The 16,403-nt window shown below is 39.4% G+C and carries 16 protein-coding genes; 8 read left to right on the forward strand and 8 right to left on the reverse strand.

The window, feature by feature from the left end; translation table 11 throughout:
• Positions 1–79 precede the first annotated feature (79 nt).
• Complete coding sequence (locus L1266_RS00450; protein WP_235376562.1) at positions 80–325, forward strand: hypothetical protein; 246 nt, start codon at positions 80–82, stop codon at positions 323–325.
• Positions 326–640: 315 nt separating this feature from the next.
• Entirely contained in the window at positions 641–1,069 is a 429-nt protein-coding gene (locus L1266_RS00455; RefSeq protein WP_235376563.1) for a hypothetical protein, read from the forward strand.
• A 340-nt stretch (positions 1,070–1,409) separates the two neighbouring features.
• Here L1266_RS00455 and L1266_RS00460 read toward each other — a convergent pair whose 3' ends face one another.
• The gene (locus L1266_RS00460; RefSeq protein ID WP_235376564.1) at positions 1,410–2,129 is read right to left on the reverse strand and encodes an SDR family oxidoreductase; all 720 of its coding nucleotides are present in this window, start codon (positions 2,127–2,129) and stop codon (positions 1,410–1,412) included.
• A gap of 170 nt (positions 2,130–2,299) precedes the next feature.
• Here L1266_RS00460 and L1266_RS00465 point away from each other — a divergent pair, with 170 nt between their 5' ends.
• Complete coding sequence (locus L1266_RS00465; RefSeq protein ID WP_235376565.1) at positions 2,300–3,220, forward strand: LysR family transcriptional regulator; 921 nt, start codon at positions 2,300–2,302, stop codon at positions 3,218–3,220.
• A gap of 110 nt (positions 3,221–3,330) precedes the next feature.
• Positions 3,331–3,810, forward strand: a complete 480-nt coding sequence (locus L1266_RS00470) for a zinc-ribbon domain containing protein (RefSeq protein ID WP_235376566.1) — start codon at positions 3,331–3,333, stop codon at positions 3,808–3,810.
• Between the two features lie 149 nt (positions 3,811–3,959).
• Here the strand turns inward: L1266_RS00470 and L1266_RS00475 are convergent, their stop codons facing one another.
• The 6 genes from L1266_RS00475 to L1266_RS00500 all read right to left on the reverse strand — a co-directional run bounded on the left by L1266_RS00475 (position 3,960) and on the right by L1266_RS00500 (position 9,627).
• Positions 3,960–4,403 (reverse strand): ferritin-like domain-containing protein, encoded by a 444-nt coding sequence (locus tag L1266_RS00475; RefSeq protein ID WP_058584881.1) that lies wholly within the window; start codon positions 4,401–4,403, stop codon positions 3,960–3,962.
• 186 nt (positions 4,404–4,589) lie between these two features.
• Entirely contained in the window at positions 4,590–5,528 is a 939-nt protein-coding gene (locus L1266_RS00480) for a LysR family transcriptional regulator (protein ID WP_054554698.1), read from the reverse strand.
• A gap of 16 nt (positions 5,529–5,544) precedes the next feature.
• Positions 5,545–7,269: a bifunctional isocitrate dehydrogenase kinase/phosphatase gene (gene aceK, locus L1266_RS00485; RefSeq protein WP_054554699.1), complete on the reverse strand. Its 1,725-nt coding sequence runs from the start codon at positions 7,267–7,269 to the stop codon at positions 5,545–5,547.
• Positions 7,270–7,360: 91 nt separating this feature from the next.
• On the reverse strand, positions 7,361–7,840 hold the full coding sequence (locus L1266_RS00490) for a DUF4124 domain-containing protein (protein WP_194442301.1): 480 nt from the start codon (positions 7,838–7,840) through the stop codon (positions 7,361–7,363).
• A gap of 75 nt (positions 7,841–7,915) precedes the next feature.
• Positions 7,916–9,409: a DUF3413 domain-containing protein gene (locus tag L1266_RS00495; protein WP_054561351.1), complete on the reverse strand. Its 1,494-nt coding sequence runs from the start codon at positions 9,407–9,409 to the stop codon at positions 7,916–7,918.
• Between the two features lie 5 nt (positions 9,410–9,414).
• On the reverse strand, positions 9,415–9,627 hold the full coding sequence (locus L1266_RS00500) for a DUF1414 domain-containing protein (RefSeq protein WP_036967930.1): 213 nt from the start codon (positions 9,625–9,627) through the stop codon (positions 9,415–9,417).
• A 63-nt stretch (positions 9,628–9,690) separates the two neighbouring features.
• Between L1266_RS00500 and yejK the strand changes: the two genes are divergently transcribed.
• The 4 genes from yejK (at position 9,691) to L1266_RS00520 (ending at position 12,739) form a co-directional block, all read left to right on the forward strand.
• Positions 9,691–10,707 (forward strand): nucleoid-associated protein YejK, encoded by a 1,017-nt coding sequence (yejK, locus tag L1266_RS00505; protein WP_054554703.1) that lies wholly within the window; start codon positions 9,691–9,693, stop codon positions 10,705–10,707.
• Between the two features lie 203 nt (positions 10,708–10,910).
• Positions 10,911–11,360 (forward strand): DUF3291 domain-containing protein, encoded by a 450-nt coding sequence (locus L1266_RS00510; protein WP_235376567.1) that lies wholly within the window; start codon positions 10,911–10,913, stop codon positions 11,358–11,360.
• 147 nt (positions 11,361–11,507) lie between these two features.
• Positions 11,508–11,873 carry a GNAT family N-acetyltransferase gene (locus tag L1266_RS00515; protein ID WP_328259707.1) on the forward strand — a complete coding sequence of 122 codons (366 nt, stop codon included), beginning with the start codon at positions 11,508–11,510 and terminating at the stop codon, positions 11,871–11,873.
• The gene (locus tag L1266_RS00520) at positions 11,873–12,739 is read left to right on the forward strand and encodes a PhzF family phenazine biosynthesis protein (RefSeq protein ID WP_235376569.1); all 867 of its coding nucleotides are present in this window, start codon (positions 11,873–11,875) and stop codon (positions 12,737–12,739) included. The genes L1266_RS00515 and L1266_RS00520 overlap by 1 nt, the downstream gene beginning before the upstream one ends.
• A gap of 59 nt (positions 12,740–12,798) precedes the next feature.
• On the opposite strand, the gene rne is transcribed toward L1266_RS00520, so the two are convergent.
• Positions 12,799–15,990 (reverse strand): ribonuclease E, encoded by a 3,192-nt coding sequence (gene rne, locus L1266_RS00525; protein ID WP_235376570.1) that lies wholly within the window; start codon positions 15,988–15,990, stop codon positions 12,799–12,801.
• Positions 15,991–16,403 lie beyond the last annotated feature (413 nt).

Raw genomic sequence — 16,403 nt, forward strand, 5'->3', positions numbered from 1 at the left:
TCTGGTGATGGGTCGCTCAGCTTCACATATAAGCCAAACATCAAGCAGTCGCTGAATAGAGTATTATGAAGAAATTGTTATGGATTATATTGTTCTTTTAGGCTTTGGAATTGGCGGATTGTGTATTTACTTTGCTCCAACAAAGAAGTTGTTAAAAATTGATTTTGGTTTAGCCAAAATATATTACAGGAGAGCCAAGGACAAAGGTGTTGGTTTAAATAAAGCACGCGCGTATTACAACAAGCTAGGTGAAGCTTTTGTTTTTGTGTCGATAACGGGGATTTTAATAAAGCTATTCTTTGTTTTATTATCGTCAGTAACATAACAAGCTACCTAAAGAGGTAGTAAAACTTTGCCTACGCTCCTTTATTGAGTATTTTAGCGAAGCATTTTTTGCCCCATTTAGGTGAGAATTATAAATCATGGAAGGTTTTGTGAAATTAAAAAGTTTTGACGTTTTCTTAATAATTCTTTCTTCTAACGTCTTGGCCTGAATCTCGATGGAGAGTTTAAGTTTTTATTAAAGTAAGCTTATAGCTATATGTAATCTAAAGAAATTTATGTTGATATCCCCAACAAATTGAATGATAAATAGTGTTTACCAAATTATTGCAATGGCTTTTTACTTTCAGGAGATACAGTGAGATTTCTAGTATTTTTACTTTCATTAACTCCCTTGTTTAGTCTTGCTTGTTCGACTGAAAATACGAGTGGGTTATCAGCTTTTAAAACTCAAAGTATTTACGGTGAGATATCGCATATAGAAGTTTACTACCCTTTGGATTACGGCGACGCTCAAGCTTTTCGAGCTGAAATTTCGTTTGAAAGCAATTTTGATCAACCTGTATTAACTGTTCCCACATTTGTTAATGAACCATTAGATCTAGAACACAGTCTAGAATTGAGACCTTATAGAGTTTCAACTTTCCAGCTTGCTACTAATATGCTAGATAAAGCTTCTATAGCCATTTATTATAAGTTTCCGAAAAGAGATGATGGTTTAATAACATTTTGTATGGGACCAAGAGTGATATACAAAATAAGTGACTTACCTGAAAAGTCTCTATAACAAACACATTAATAAATGAATGTTTATAGGCTAGCTTATGTTTACAGAACGTTAACTTTAGCCAGTCATAGAGCATAAAGTGTTTTATAATTTTGATGGCATTAAATGATCTAACAGTAATTTTTTCTCACCTTGAGCGAGATTATTTTTCTGATTAGGGCTAGTTATAGGTTTTCGAACACTCACCGATTTTACTTTTAGTTTAGTTGATTGATTCGTTTAAAATGAAAATTACGCAATGATGAACACCCCATCAACTTGAGCCCTTGTCGATGGGATGTTTAGTTTTATTACTCAATGAGTGAATTGGCGTACATTAAACTTTTAGGTTATTGCTAGATTAAGGTTGTTGACGGGTAGGAGCAATCTGTAATTCACGAACACACACATGTTGTGGTTGCTCTTGAATAAATAGCGCAGCACGAGCGATATCATCAGCAATTAGTACTCCACCCATAGTTTTTTTCCATTCGTTGTAACCTGCTTTAATATCATCAGATGTTGTGTGGCCAAGCAATTCTGTCTCAACGGCACCAGGGCAAATACTTGTTACGCGTACCTCAAAGTCGGCCACTTCTTCTCGAACATTTTCTGTAATTGCTGATACGGCGAACTTTGAGCCGCAATAAGCTGCATGATTAGCAAATGTCTTTTTACCAGCTATTGAACTAACGTTAATTATGGTGCCACTATTACGTTTTTTCATAGCAGGTAAAACAGCTTGCATACCATTTAGTAATGCTAAAACATTAACATCGAACATTTTTTGCCATTCAGTAGACTCTTGTGTATCTATTTGGCCTAATAACATGACACCTGCATTATTAATTAAGCACTCAACAGGGCCGTATTGTGCCTCAGCTTTTTCTATAGAATTAGAAAACGCTTCTTTATCAGTAACATCTACCTGTTCACAGATGCAATTTTGAAGATTCAAAGCCTTTAATTTTTCAACTCGTCTTGCAACAAGTAAGAGTGGGTAACCGGCTTCGCTAAAGTGCTTAGCAATAGCTTCACCAATGCCTGAACTTGCTCCAGTAATCACTACTAACTTTTTCATTTATTACTCCTCTAGGTGAATTTAAGTTTTAACTATCTATTTCTAATGATGTTTTTCTGAAGCTTATTTTATTTATTAAAGATTTGATGATATATAGTCATTAATTCACAATACTGTTTACAAATTTGAGCGAATCTATGTGGTTAAGTTGATTTTAATGGGTATAAAACATGAAAAAAGACATCAATTATGCTGATATCAATAGCTTTCTTATTTTGGTCGAAGAGGGAAGCTTTACAAAAGCAGCCAATAAATTAATGTGCTCTCGCTCACAAATTTCTAAACAACTATCTCAATTAGAGGCTGGTCTAGGTGTCAGTTTGTTAGTTAGGACGACGCGTACGCAACATTTAACACCATCTGGTGAGCTTTTTTACGATAAATGTAAAAAAGCTTTTGAGCGCATTGAATATGCTATAGATATAACATCAGATACTGCGTCACATACATCAGGTGAAATTAGAATAAATTGTGTCGGGGGGTACATTGGTGAAAATGTTATTGGCCCAATGGTTACTGATTTTATGCAGAAGTACCCACAAATTAATGTTGTGTTAGATTTTAGTAGTCGAAGAGTCGACTTAGTAGCAGGCGAATTTGATTTTGTATTCAGAATGGGAGACTTAACAGATTCATCATTAATCGCAAGAAAGTTAACTGAGCTTACAATAGGCATTTATGCGAGCCCAGAGTACATTAAAAAGCATGGAGAACCATTAAACCCAAAAGATTTAATTAATCACAAGTGTATAGCAGGTTCATTGAATACATGGACTCTATTAAGTGAGCATACAAATGAGAAGCAAGAGGTCATCGTCCAAGGTGATCTTGAGTGCAAAAATGGCAAAGTAATGGTGTACTCTGCATTGCGTGGTAATGGCATAATCCGAGTTCCAGAAGTTTACTGTAATTCGGAGTTAAATGACGGCACCTTGATCCCTGTTTTTAAGCATTGGCACCCTAAGGCAACGCCATTCTATTTGGTCTTTTTACGAGATAAACATCAACCAATGAGAATAAAAGTATTTAAAGAGTTTGTTTATAAAAACTTTATGCATTATCTAAATGGTGGCTCTGGCTCAAATTGCTAGCTCAGCTATTTTTAAGTGACATATTTTACTGAATTTAGCAAAAGGGCTAATTGACAAGAAACTTTGGGCAACAAGACTGGTAGCTGTCAAGAATAAGGAAAGAGTTGTTTATGTCACCTTATGTAAATCATCCCCGTTATGGGTGTAAGCCGATTCGATCTGGATACCAATACTCTGTAACAGAAATAAAAAATTCTTATTGGCGATATAAACACGTTAAGTTTCTCGTTGGGACAGCTATACCTGCTAATACAGAGAAACAGAATTATGGGGTTTATCCGAGGGAGAAATACATTGATATAGAAGAGTTGTGTGAGGTATGTAATAGACCTTTTATTTTCTTTGCCTTGGAGCAAAAGTATTGGTTTGAGGTACTCAGATTTTATATTGATGCGCACTGCACAAAGTGTATTGATTGCCGTAAAAATGAACAAAAAATAAAGAGGTTACAAAAGTCTTATTGTGATTTAGTTACAAATAAAAACAGGACTTCAAAACAAAATGAAACATTAAAAAAATTGTTTGTAGAGTTAACAAGGCTGGGAATAATCAAACATAAAAATAACCCTAGTTTTCGAGATAAACTTTAACAATCAATTACGGAAACATTGCTACCTGGTAGATTAGACTTACGCTTAATATGGCAATTATAGGGATTTAGTTACAGAGTCTAGGGATGATATTTAACTATTCTAACAATATAAAAGCCCAGCTTAACGGGGCTTTGCACTCTCACAATTTAATGCTTTTTCATTTTACTCATTTCAGCATGACAACTTTGAATTGTCAGCAGGGTTTTAGATAACGCGGCTTCACAATCATGGGGTTGTGGCTTTTTAAGCGCATGTTTGATTTCGGCTAGCGTTTTATCTTCAACTTCTTCAAGCTCGCTAACGTAGGTAGCGTTTTTGTCGGCACCGAGTTTGGTGATTACTGATGTATAAGCTTTACGCGCTTCTACAGCAAAATCAGAGCCATTTTCGCGCTCGCCATTTTCGTTAATAGCATAAGGTTGTAAGCGCTCAACACTTACTTTACGCGCATCTATCATGCGTTGAAATAAGGCAATTATGCTTGGGTCGGTTACTTTTTCCTGTGCTTTTTCATAAAAATCGATACCGCTATTCATAACTTGGATGATATCTGCAATATGATGAACGTCTTGTCCTTGATGAGTATTCATAATGACCTCTTTTTGAATATTAAAAACAATGCAATTAGGTACTTGCAAAGCATATTCCAGTTCATTACTTAAATATAAAGTTATTGTATTTCAAGTGGTTATTGGTTTTTAAAAGAAGGGGGACTGCTGATAAGCTAAGCTAACATCTTGCTTATCAGCAATAATTACAATCTGGTTGGTAAAATCTTACTTAAGCTCGTCGGCTACTTCTGCAACCTTTTGGCGTAACCAAATATGGCTTGCATCACGGTGTAATAGCGGGCTCCAAATCATATCGAGCTCAAATGGCGGAATAGGAAATGGCGGCTCAAGAATTTTAAGGCCCGGATCATCTAAATAAATATTTGCGGCTTTTGAAGGCAACGTTGCAACCAAGTTTTGTTCTTTCGCTAAGTGAATGGCTACGTGGTAGTTACGGGTAAAGGTGGCAATATTACGGTGTTTACCAAAGTGAGCGAGTGCCTCATCTACCCAACCTAGCTTTTGCACATCTTTAGGGTCCATACCCACACCTACACCAAAGCCTGTTTTACTTACCCAGATGTGGCGCGCTTTTAAATAGCTGTCTAGGCTGAAGTCTTTGATAATCGGGTTATCTGCTTTTACTAAGCAGCAAAAGCTGTCTTTCCATATTTGTTTATAGTGAAACGATTGCGGTAAGTTTTCAAAGCGGTTGATAGCCATATCTACCTTACCGTTTTCAACATCGTGGAAGGTGACATCACTTGGGGTCAAAATATCGAGTGTAGTATCGGGCGCTTCTTCGTGTAATTTACTTAATAAGCGTGGGGCAAGAGTGCTAGCTGCATAGTCACTGGCCATGATACGAAAAACACGTTTACTTTGTGATGCTTCAAATTCGCGATTTGGTGCAAGTGTTTCTTCAAGGGTCATTAAAATGCCGCGGATCACCGGCTGCAACTCTTTTGCGCGCTCTGTCGGTACCATACCTTCGCTGGTACGCACTAAAATAGGGTCGTTGAATAAATTACGGAGTCTTTTTAGGCCATTACTCATGGCAGGTTGGGTAATGCTTAGCTGGTTAGCAGCTTTAGTTACATTACATTCCCTTAGTAAAGTATCTAGGTAAACAAGTAAGTTTAAATCTATTTTACTTATATTCATTGTGTGTCCTTGGTGTTTACCAATAATGGATAAATCGTTGTGCAGCAGGGTATGGATAAATGTGGCTAACTACACCTTGCTTATAATTGTATTGTGCTTGTCGCCAATAGGCTGGATCTTCAAGCTCTGGGTGTGTACTCAATAAATATTGCTTATACACCGGATTTGCTGTCACAAAGGTACATAATTGCTCTGGAAACACATCTTGCGGTGCCACAGAGTAACTTTGCTCATTGGTTAAGTAATCATCGTACGACTTTGCTTTTGGTAAGGCGCGAAAGTTCATGTCTGTTAGGTACTGAACTTCATCATAGTCGTAAAAAATAATGCGATTATGTTTACTTACCCCAAAGTTTTTCAACAGCATGTCGCCTGGGAAAATATTTACGGCGATCATTTCTTTTAAAGCTTGGCCATACTCTTCTATTGCTTCAAACGCTTGTTGTTCACTGGCATTTTCAAGATACAGATTTAACGGTGTCATGCGTCTTTCTATATACAAATGCTTGATGATTAACCATTCGCCTTCAATAATCATCGAAGAGCCAATCGTTTTATGTAACTCTGCAAGTAATTTACTATCAAATCGAGCCAGTGGAAATACGACGTTCGAATACTCTATGGTATCGGCCATGCGGCCAACACGGTCATGACTTTTTACTAATTGGTAGCGTTTTAATACGGTATCGCGGCCAAAGGGTTTGCTTTCTCCAAAGGTGTCTTTAATGACTTTAAACACATATCCAAACGACGGCAGGGTAAATACCATCATCACCATACCCGGTGTACCAGGGGCAATTACAAGCTGATCGTTTGAATGATCTAAATGACTTAAAAACTCTCGGTAAAACTCGGTCTTACCTTGTTTATGAAAACCTATTGCATTGTAAAGCTCTGCCAGGGTCTTGTTTGGCATAAGTTGATTTAAAAAGCGCACTAACGCTGATGGCGCATGGGTTTCAACCATGAAATAAGCGCGCGCAAAACCAAAGATAACCCGCATTTGCGATGATTTGGTGAGTAGGGCATCGAGGTATAACCCTTTGTCTTCATGGTGTAACACCGCAATAATAAATGGCTGTACGCCACTTTCTGATACAACGCGGCCAACAATATAAGCCGCTTTGTTTCGGTAAAACGGGGCTTGTAATATATCAAAGCGCATTTGCCATGCTTGATGATGTGTGTCGGGCGCTTGTTTATAAAAGGCTTTTACCAGCAAGCGAATATCGCGTTCTAAATCAACAAAGGGCGCTTTAAAATCAAACTGATTAATAATTTTGCGTATTGTGGGTCTTAAGCCATCAACAACAGGGTGGTAACTGCGGTATTCAACTTCCATTGGTAGTGCGGGGGCATCTGCAAGCGTTGCTTTTACAAAGATAAAGTCATTATTAAAATAACGACGATGAAATAAACGACAAAAAACAGAGTTGTAAAAGGTTTCGGCAAGTTCTGCCTGAGGGTGAAAGCGCAAAAATTGCTGATAAAGCTGTTTGGTTTCGAGCCAGCAGGTTTGATCTAAGGTAATAATTTGCTGTTCGTTGAGCGACTTGAGCTTAGCAATGGTTTCGTTAACCCGATCATCGTAATGGCTAATTCTGAGTTTGCTAATCTCATTTATTTTTTGCCAATCACGATGTGCAAACGCAAGTGGTGCTTTGGCTGTAATTGCTTGAAAGAGTTTATAGTGATTGCGAAACCCAGATAAAATTAACTCTGCAATGTGTTGTGGCTGCATATAAACTCCTTACTAATACCAACATAGAGCAATAACTCTATTGGTGTTAAGAATATGTTATTTATTCTTCAAACCCAATAGTAAAGTGTATTTAATTATAGCGAGCGAGTTTTTTCTCTAGATTTGCGAGTTTTTTATTAACACTTTTTACGTCGCGCCCGTATTGTTTGTTAATTGCTTTTAGCTGTTTGTTGATGTCTTTACTAATTTGCTTTGCTTCTTTGTCAGACAAAATTCGGTTTAAGCGCTGCTCTTGCTGGTACTGAGCTCGGTCTCGATCACGGCTTAAAATATCTAACCGGTGTTTATAGCTGCGAATTTCAGCTTCGAGGTTTCTGATAATTTGCTGGCGCTCAAGCTCGTTGAGCTCTTTAACAAAGTTTTGCGGTGCTTTTAAGTCTGGATCGGTTACTTGAATTTTATGCTTGGTTGCACGGCTACCACAGGGGAACTCACTGAATACCGTGCCTCTGTCTGTGACACATTTATAGTATTCTGTGGTGGCAGCAAGTGATGTGTTGGTAAAACAAAGTAGTGTAAGTGATATTAGATAAATGATTATGGCTTTCATGACGTCCGTGTCTCCTAATCAATTAAGGTATCTAATATCTAAAGCTAGCTCGAAATAATGATTTATCAATAAGCGCTAGGGCGTATATCGCTTCAGCTTTTTAATGCTTTGCACTAAGAACGGAATATCGAGCCCTTGTTCAATGGCAAAGCCTTGTGCTGCTGAAATGTTTTTAAAGTTACCGTCTGAATCAATCAGGGTAATTCTGTCTTTTTTAAATGCGATAAATACATTTTGCGAGTAGTTAACACCGGTGTCGTCGTGGCGTTTGTATAAGTTGCTACCCAACATGCTTTGTTTTGCGAGTGTTTTACAACCAAGGTAATGCCCCACGCTGGTGGCGATAATATCACTTGGTTGAATAAGGCCTTCGGTTTGTACAACTTTTTTATCTGAGCTGTATAAACGAGAGGCTGTAACAATACCATTGCTCTGCTGTGCAAGACTAAAGGCAAACACGGCATTAGCAGATTCACGCGCTTGTGTTGTAGCGTCTGCGCGTACAAGGCGAACCGCTGGGTTTTGGTCGTCGTTATTAATAAACTCGAATTGCTCAAAACCATTAATTTGAATTGAGCGATTATCAGCAAGCCACACAGGCAGTTGCTGTTTGTCTAGAATAGGGGCTTTGTAAAATGCTGGCAGGCCATACACTAAACTAAATAACGTATCTTCTGTTTCTACAGGTTGTAAGAACAAGTCTGTTTTACGTAGTGCTGGCTCAGTGGCAACAAATTGCTCTAGGTCAGCATTATTTTCAAATACTAAAATATCGATAGTCGCACTCGACTCAGCTTTACACTCGGCAAGTGGAGTAGGTGCTAAGTAATCGATATTATGTGGGTCAAGCCTCACATCGTGTGCTTCTTTGTAGCTTTCTAGATCTAGCAAATCGTTTTTAGCTAATAAGCTTTTTGCTGTAGTAGGGTAAGACAACGGTAATACATTATCTTGTTTAGTGATATCAAATTTTAAATTGGCATCTGCCCAAATATGAATACTGTGGCTAAGTGCAAAACACACTAAAATTGTGCTGGTTGCATAGCGCGGGAACTTATATTGTTTTAAGCGTGCCAAATGGTGCCAGGTGTAGTTACTGACTAATAATTGGAACGCTAAAATTAGCAGCACAATACCGCCTGCAAGAATCGTTGTTAATGCCGGTGAGCTTGTTAAACGGTGCCACAACAAAGAAACGATTTCAGGTAGAGCAGACGTATTTAAGTGATAACCCAAGTTAAAATAAACATAGGCATCAAGTGTTAAGAATGACGCGCCGAGGGTTGCAATAATGGCTGCCATCCCTCGGATATGCCGAGGGTATGGAAACACTAAGCTTAATGGAAATATCGTTAAAACAAAGGCAATAAAAGTAATAAAGCTGGTGTGGCTTAACCAGGTCACGAGCATGTATAAATAGCCCATGAAGGTTGTCGGTGCACTGTCTGCAACCAAGTAGCTTAAGCTAATAAATAGCACTAACCCTATGTTTGCAAAGGTGAACCAATGGCCCCAACTTAAAAGCTGACTTACTTTTGAAGAAAACTGACTTTGTTGCGATAAATTCATAAGTCTTATTTAACCGACTGTGCTAATGCTTTTGCAAAGTTGTCGGCAACAGCTTGTCTTTTCTCTGATGGTACATGCTCTTTTAAAATATGCGTGATAGAATTTCCTAAACACATAAGGCTTAAATCAACAGGCGCTTTGTGCTCTGTTAGTACATCAATCAGCTGATCAACGATTTGTTCTACTTGCTCATTAGAATATTTTGATATGATAGGCATCAGTTGGTTCGATAAAAAGAGTTATATTCCCGTATTTTAACACCAGAGGCGTGAAAAACAAAGATGACAATAGATGTTAAAAAATTAGTCGTTCATTATGTAGACAAAAAAGATGACGATACAGATATTCATTTACGCAATGATGAGATGGTTGTTAACGATAAAGTAGCCGTTTTTATAGAGCAGCTACACCATGCATATAATGGTAAGCCAGGTAAAGGCTACTGTGCATTCAGCGGCGAGAAAAACAGCATTGTTGCTTCGGCAATGCAAAGTTACCGTAACGACGAACTTGGCTTTTGGCACATGACAGAGCAAGCAACGAATGTGCTAAAAGAAGAGTTAAATAAGTATGCGTTTAACGAAACGGGTTATTTAGTTTTTTGCCATTATCAATATGTTGCAAGTGACTTCTTGTTAATTGCGATGATCAATATTAAAGAGCATTACTCAATTACTTCTGAGCTTGATTTAGCGTCATCTCGTCACTTAGATATTTCGCGTATGCAACTAGCTGCACGTGTCGATTTAACTGCGTGGGATACGCAACCAGAAGATAATCGCTATGTGTCGTTTATTAAAGGTCGTGCAGGTCGTAAAGTAGCTGATTTCTTTTTAGACTTTTTAGGCTGCGAAGAGGGCATTGATCCTAAACAGCAAAGCCAAGTTATGCTTAGTGCTGTAGAAGATTATTTATCTGAGCAACAATACGACAAGTCAGAAAAAGACGAGCTACGTAAGCAAGTTTTTGATTACTGTAATGATTGCGTAACCACAGGTGAAGATGCCAACGTTAAAGAGCTTTCTGCTACATTATCGAAAAATGACGACAGTCCATTTGAAAGCTTCTGCCAAGAGCAAAGTTATGACTTAGAAGAGTCGTTCCCTGTCGATAAGAAAACGGTTACCAGCATGGTGAAATTCTCCGGCATGGGCGGCGGTGTTAGCGTGAGCTTTGAACGTAAACACTTAGGTGAGCGCGTCATGTATAACGAAGCAACCGATACACTGGTGATTAAAGGTATTCCACCTAATCTTAAAGACCAACTTCAGCGCTTTATGGAGCAAGACGAAAGTTAATTTGGCTCAAGCTTAAAGCTCTAAGTTTTAAGCGATAAGATTATAAATACTCGTTTTATAGCCCAGCACTTGCTGGGCTTTTTTATTTATAAGCAATTGTGCAAGGTGAATTTAACTAATATCAATGACGTTGCTATTGCTATATCGCTTAGTTTTAATACACTCAAGGTACACACTTCCCCGATGGCTAAGGAGAGTCATTAATGAAACTTGCCCAACTAAATATTGCTCTTGCTAAATACCCATTGGATGCCCCAGAAATAAAAGATTTTGTAGATAATCTTGATTTAATAAATGGGGTGGCTGAAAACAGTGTTGGTTTTGTATGGCGATTAAAAGACGAATCAGGCGATGCCACCAATATTAAATTGTTTGATGATCCAAATATGATAATCAATATGTCTGTGTGGGAAAGCGTTGAAGATCTAAAAAATTTTATGTTTCGCACTCACCACAGAGATTTCATGCGCAGAAAAGGTGAATGGTTTCACCGCTTAGCAGAAGATAGCTATGTTTTATGGTGGATTGAAGATAACCATATTCCAACCCCTCAAGAGGCATTAGAAAGGTTGCAAAATCTTCGTGAAAACGGCGACACACTACATGCTTTTACATTTAAAAGTAATTTTACGGCTGAAGATCTAAGAGGTTAAATCGCTATTTCATTTAATACACCGAGACTAAACGTCATTGAAATAAACTCTAATACCGCTAAATTAGAGCAAACTACTTTAGTTAACGCTTTACCTTCGATATTAACACCTGCTGTAGTTGCAAACTTACCTGGTTATTTTCAGGGGATAGATTCTATAGCTGCTGCTGAAAAGTGGCTGGCTAACATGCTTGACGAGTGCCGTTTACTAATGCTGCAATCTCAACAGCAAGAAGTTGTTGGCCTTTTATTTATCTATACCGAAAAGCATGATGCTCATATAGGTTATTTGTTAGCTGAGCAATATTGGGGGCAGGGTCTTGCATTTGAATTATTGCAGGGATTTATAAACCTCGCTGGTACTCAGTCACAATGGCATAAGCTCATCGCAGGTGTTGATGAGTCAAATACACCATCAATTAAGCTTTTAAAAAAGTTGGCTTTTGAAGAGCAAGCATCTAAGGAAAATGGCATGTTGTTTTTTGAATTTAATTTAAAACAAGGCACACAATAATGACAATAACCGCATTTTTAGTTAACTCTTTTAGTGCAAATAATTCAGGTGGCAACCCAGCAGGTGTCGTGTTGAATGCAGATAAACTCACAAACGCAGAAAAACTGACGATTGCAAAAGAAATTGGCTATTCAGAAACCGCATTTGTGGCGCAAGATCATGAAGTTGATTTTGCTGTGTCATTTTTTACGACAACTGAAGAAGTTGATTTTTGTGGCCACGCAACCCTAGCTGTGTTTGCTACGCTCTTCGAACAAGGGTTATTAAAACCTGGCTATTACACTCAACGAACAAAAGCGGGCTTGTTAGGTGTAACAATTGCCGAAGATGGGCAAATTACCATGGAGCAAGCCTTGCCAAAATACCTAGGCAACTTTGCTTATGACGACCTTGCAGGCTTATTAGGGCTTGATGAAACGACTCTTGCAGAAACTGGCTTGCCGATCGATGTAATAACTACAGGATTGCCGGATATTATAGTCGCTGTGCCGAATGGCTACTTAGATAAAATTGTTATTGATGAGGCAGCGCTTAGCGAGTTCTGCCAACAGCATAATGTGATTGGTGTGCATGCCTTTGAATTATGTGAAGAGCAAAGTGAGCTGACCGCAAGTTGTCGTAACTTTGCGCCTTTGGTTGGTATACCTGAAGAGTCAGCAACCGGTAGCGCCAGTGGCGCGCTTGCATGCTACTTATCAAAACACGTATTTGTACAGCAAGAAAACCATTTCAAGTTTGAACAAGGCCGAGCAATGGGGTGCAGTTCACATATTTCTGCCAGTGTTTATTCGGATGAGCAGGGGGTTTATAAGGTTCTTGTAGGTGGCTATGCAAATCACCTAGGTATACAAAATATTGCTTTATAAGAAGAATACATACAAAAAAGCCGCGTTATAAACGCGGCTTTTTTACTTAAGCGACTAAATTAATCAGCCGCTAAGGTTTTTGCCATATCAGCACGGGCTCTGCCAGCAGGTTTAATTGAACCTGCACGAAGGCCGCTATCTGGAATAGCTGTACGCTTGTCATGCGCCATAGCCGCTGGTGTTGGCTCTGGCTCACTATCTGCAACTGGCGTAGGTTTTGCCATTGCAGCACTTGCTGAACCTTTTACTAAAATAGTTTTTTCATTTTTAGCAGGTTCTACAGCTTTCACTGACTCTTCAGCTTGTGCTGGCTCTTCAGCTTTCACTGGTTCTTCAGCTTTTACTGGCTCTTCAGCTTGTACTGGCTCTTCAGTTTTAACTGGTTCTTCAGCTTTCACTGGTTCTTCAGCTTGCACTGGTTCTTCAGCTTTAACAGGTTCTTCAGCTTTAACAGGTTCTTCAGCTTTAACTGGCTCTTCAGCTTTCACTGGTTCTTCAGTTTTAACTGGCTCTTCAGCTTGCGCAGGTTTTTCAGTTTTAACTGGCTCTTCAGCTTTAACTGGTTCTTCAGTTTTCACTGGTTCTTCAGCTTTAACTGGTTCTTCAGTTTTCACTGGTTCTTCAGCTTTAACTGGTTCTTCAGTTTTAACTGGTTCTTCAGTTTTAACTGGTTCTTCAGTTTTAACTGGCTCTTCAGTTTTAACAGGCTCTTCAGCTTTTACAGGTTCTTCAGTTTCAGCCTGAGCCTGTTTTGCCTTTAGCTCAGCTTCATATTCAGCAGCAGCTTGATCTGCTACAGGAATAAATGCTGGCGCATCAGCTTTGTCATCACTCGACTTTTCATCATGCTCAGGGCGACGGCGACGGCGACGTTGACCAGCAGCACGTAAGTGGCGAGGTGAACGACGAGATCGTGTACGAGGTTGAGCTTGTTCTTCATCAGTTGATGTTTCAACTACCGATTCAGTTTGCTCTGCTTGTTTAGGTTCAGCCTCAGCTTTTACTGGTTCTGCAGGTACTTGCTTTTCAGCAACTGGCTGTTCTGCTTGTTCAGTTTCAACTGCTACTTTTTCTTTTGCAGGCTTAGCTGGTTTTTCAGCTTTAGGTGCTTGCTCAGTTGTTTCAGTTGTTTGTACTGCTTTTGCTTCATCTGCGCTTTCATCTGTTACGCGAACTTTTTTGCGTAAGTTGCGACGTTGACGACGAACCTTAGGTTTAGTTTCCTTTGGCTGCTCAGATTTCGTCTCTGGTGCAGTGTCTTTATTCGTTTGTTCTACATCATCATTACGTTTTTCATTACGTTTTCTGTTGTTAGAATTACGACGACGTTTGTTGCGATTCTCGTTACCTTCTTTTTGCTCAGGCTTATTTGAAGTATTTGTGTTTTCTTCTTTAGCTTGTGCATCGTCAGGGCGTTTATTACGAGAGTTGCGACGGCGTTGGTTGTTGCTACGACGACGGTTGTCGTTGTTGCGACGATTATTGCTACGTCTTTGTGCTGCTTTTTTCTCTTCTTGCTCTTTTTCAGCTTCTTCTTCGGCATTGCTGAATAACGACTTGAAGAACTTACCAATTGCAGCAAATAATCCACCTTCAGACTTTTTAGCCGCAGGAGTCGTTTGCTCAGCTTTTGGTGCAGCTTGAGGTGCAGGTGTAGTAGGCATAACAACACCTTTAAGAACCGGCTCTTCACGAACTGGTGCTGAAGGCGCTTTAGCCATTTCAAATGCTTCTGGCTCAGGAGCAACAACTTGCTCGTAGCTTACTGTTTCGATTGTTTCGTCTTTACGTAAGCGAACTACTTCGTAATGTGGTGTTTCCATGTGTTGATTAGGAATGATCACAACATCAACGTTATGGCGTTTTTCGATGCGTTGAACACTACGACGTTTTTCGTTTAATAGGTAAGCGGCAACAGCCACAGGCACCTGTGCATTTACTTGTGATGTGTTGTCTTTAATTGCTTCTTCTTCGATTAAACGAAGGATAGACAAAGCAATTGATTCGTTAGAACGAATCGTACCTTGACCATTACAACGAGGACATGGACCTTGGCTTGCTTCACCTAATGAAGGGCGTAAGCGCTGACGCGACATTTCAAGCAGACCAAAGCGTGAGATCTTACCAATCTGTACACGGGCACGGTCAGGACGAGCAGCGTCTTTTAAACGATTCTCTACTTCGCGTTGGTGGCGTGGTGGTGTCATATCGATGAAGTCGATAACAATAAGACCACCTAAGTCACGTAAACGTAATTGACGGGCAATCTCGTCTGCTGCTTCTAAGTTAGTATTAAGTGCTGTTTCTTCGATATCACCGCCTTTAGTGGCTTTAGATGAGTTGATATCGATAGACGTAAGTGCTTCAGTTGGGTCAATTACAATTGAACCACCTGATGGTAAGCGAACTTCACGTTGGAAAGCAGACTCAATTTGGCTTTCAATTTGGTAGTGGGTGAATAGTGGTACATCGCCCTGATAAAGCTTAACGCGGCTCATGAAATCTGGACGGAAACGCTCAATATGCGCTTTCGCTTCTTCAAATACACGTGCTTTATCAATTAAAATTTCACCAATATCACGACGTAAATAGTCACGGATTGCGCGGAAAATTACGTTACTTTCTTGGTGAATTAAGAACGGAGCCGGGCCGCTATCAGCAGCTTGCTGAATCGCTTGCCAATGCACTAATAGTGCTTTTAAGTCGTACTCTAGTTCTTCAAATGATTTACCAACACCTGCTGTACGAACAATTAAGCCCATGCCTTTAGGTAGTTCTAAACGGCTTAGTGCTTCTTTAAGTTCAGTACGCTCATCACCTTCGATACGGCGAGAAATACCACCGGCACGAGGGTTGTTAGGCATAAGTACTAAATAGCTACCTGCAACGCTGATAAAAGTCGTTAACGCAGCGCCTTTTTGGCCACGCTCTTCTTTATCAACTTGCACAATGACTTCTTGGCCTTCTTTGATCACGTCACGGATATTTGGACGACCTTGGAATGTATAGCCTTGTGGGAAGTAGGTGCGAGCTATTTCTTTAAGAGGAAGGAAACCGTGTCTTTCAGCGCCATAATCAACAAAGGCAGCTTCTAGTGACGGTTCGATACGGGTAATTTTACCCTTGTAAATATTTGCTTTTTTTTGTTCGTGACCTGGGCTCTCTATGTCTAAATCATACAGGCGCTGGCCATCAACCAGTGCAACGCGCATTTCTTCTTGCTGCGTCGCATTGATTAGCATACGTTTCATATTGTTACTCTACTAATTCTGTCGCTGACATGACGATATAAACTCGTCTGTTCAATGGTTTCTGACGGTTGTTTTTGTGCAGTCTCACGACTGGGTAAAGTCAAAACCTGAAGTTGTTTGCTTACATTGAGCATCACTAAGTGTGGCTGACAATAACATGTTCTCACGTTATTAAATTCTTATAGGTGTCAAAACTGCCGCCAATTCTGCGGTTTTAATTTACGAGTTTTGTCCCGAAGTCGACCATGTTCAAATTTTTATTCAATGTCTTGCTACAACAGCTGCTTATGAATGACGTTGCTACGTCGTCACTATCAGTCAATTTATCTTGTTCAATTGCTTTTTATGTTCATTAATCAACATTCGTGCTCAAATTATTCAGGCAATATATTACGCGCATCGCCGATAATTGA

This window comes from Pseudoalteromonas sp. Cn5-37 (assembly GCF_021532495.1).
GTDB lineage: Bacteria > Pseudomonadota > Gammaproteobacteria > Enterobacterales > Alteromonadaceae > Pseudoalteromonas > Pseudoalteromonas simplex.